Annotated in this window: 1 protein-coding gene; it reads right to left on the bottom strand. The window is 33.6% G+C overall.

All coding sequences use genetic code 11. The features are described from left to right. Positions 1–163 precede the first annotated feature (163 nt). Complete coding sequence (locus ATZ99_RS08925) at positions 164–1,573, bottom strand: ISLre2 family transposase (protein ID WP_068748894.1); 1,410 nt, start codon at positions 1,571–1,573, stop codon at positions 164–166. Between the last annotated feature and the right edge of the window lie 118 nt (positions 1,574–1,691).

The following is a 1,691-nucleotide window of genomic DNA, read 5'->3' as shown; positions in this document are numbered from 1 at the left end:
GATCGCGTCAAGTATTTTTAGGTTTTTTAAAAACTCACCATCTTCCCATTAGATGAAGGTAAAAAATTTTTTATATGAATTGTTGTAACATAAAATATTTCCATATATTACCATATAATGGTTGTAATATCCCTCTTTTGTTTTACCTTCTTAGCCTTCTCTATTAAATATTAATTTGCTGTAATAATGACTTTATTGTCATACTTGTAAATGTCTTCTTGTTTAATAGAATTGGTAAATCTCGTATAGTCCCATATTTTTCATTTATCTTTTTTATCTGCTGTTTTGCCTTGTATAGAGTAGTCCTGGGCAATTCTACAGGCTTTAAATCTTCAAATCGCTGCTTTATTATCATTTCCTTAATCGATATGCCGCTTGCTTTTACCGCCCTTAATTGCGCCATCTTATGGGCACCTATCTTACTCCACGATAATGGCCCTCTCGATAACCTTTCAGACAATACATGGCTTACATGGCTTTCTGCGCTACATCCTGTTATTTCTCCTTTGTATAAATTGTACGAATATATCCCTTCCCAATTGTTTTTTATGTAATTTATGCATTTCTTTACCAGATTTTTATCCCCTTCTCCTTCGTATTCGTTGTATTTTTGAATTAATATCCCTATTACTTTTTCTTTATCCCCTCTAAATATCTCTTTCCATAATGCCCTCTTTAGTTTTTTGTCATCCTTCAAAGCAGTTGTTATATACTTTTGTAAATGATAAAGGTCTAACACATATATGGCATTGGGTAAATACTTTACCCCAAATTTTATCCAATCCGCTCCATCTCCTGATATGTATATGCGTTCTATCTGGTCTTCTTCGTAAGTATTTTTTATGTATTCCCATACCTCCTCCCATAATTTTTCTACTCTTTCTCCATCATATACCCCCGAAAAATATTTGGGATTTATCAATTCATTCCTATCTTTTGCTGCGATTCTTTTCCCTTCATGAACGTATACCAGTTTTACTATTCCTGATTTCCCATTTTGATAATGAATATGATCTTCATCGGCTTCTATATAAAGCACCTTTATTCTTTTCTTTCCTGCAGATTCTCCATAAGTTTTAATCTCATCTATCTTCCTCAGGGTATTCATTACCGTCTGTCGGCTTATATGACATTCAGCCCCATCTCTCTTTATTTCCTGGGTGCTTTTTTCATATGACATCATTGTCGATAAATCCGTTATCTCAGCTTTTAATGCCACATCTATCCTCTCATACTTTTGTATACCAGCAGCTCTATCCACAAGATAAGCTTTTTCCCCTGTTTTCTTTTCTTCGTAATAACGCCTTTTGTATGTTACATCCCCAAATTTCGTCGTTATAGTCCTTTCGCAGTCCTTCTGGACTACTCTCCAATTTTCCCTCTCTTTTTTGTCTTTATATATTTTTTCATCAAGTTCTTGCAATACTATCCTGCATATTTCCTTTCCTAAATCTTTCAGTAATTTTTCAAGTTCAATCTCAAATTCAGGAAAAGTATATTCCCCTGTAAGTAAACCAAAAATTTTTTCTGCACAAAGCAGGAATGTTTTAAGTATGCATAGAATTATTTCCATAAAGACCTCACCTTCCTGTTGAGTTTTTTAACTCATCCTTTGGGAGGATGGTGAGGTCTTTTTTCTACATTTTTTCTGCTTTTTCCTCCTTTTCGACCTAAAAATATTTTACACTATC

The sequence above is a fragment of the Thermovenabulum gondwanense genome (assembly GCF_001601575.1).
GTDB lineage: Bacteria > Bacillota > Thermosediminibacteria > Thermosediminibacterales > Thermosediminibacteraceae > Thermovenabulum > Thermovenabulum gondwanense.
Note: the sequence above shows the minus strand (reverse complement) of the source record. Positions and strands in the feature narration are given on the sequence as shown.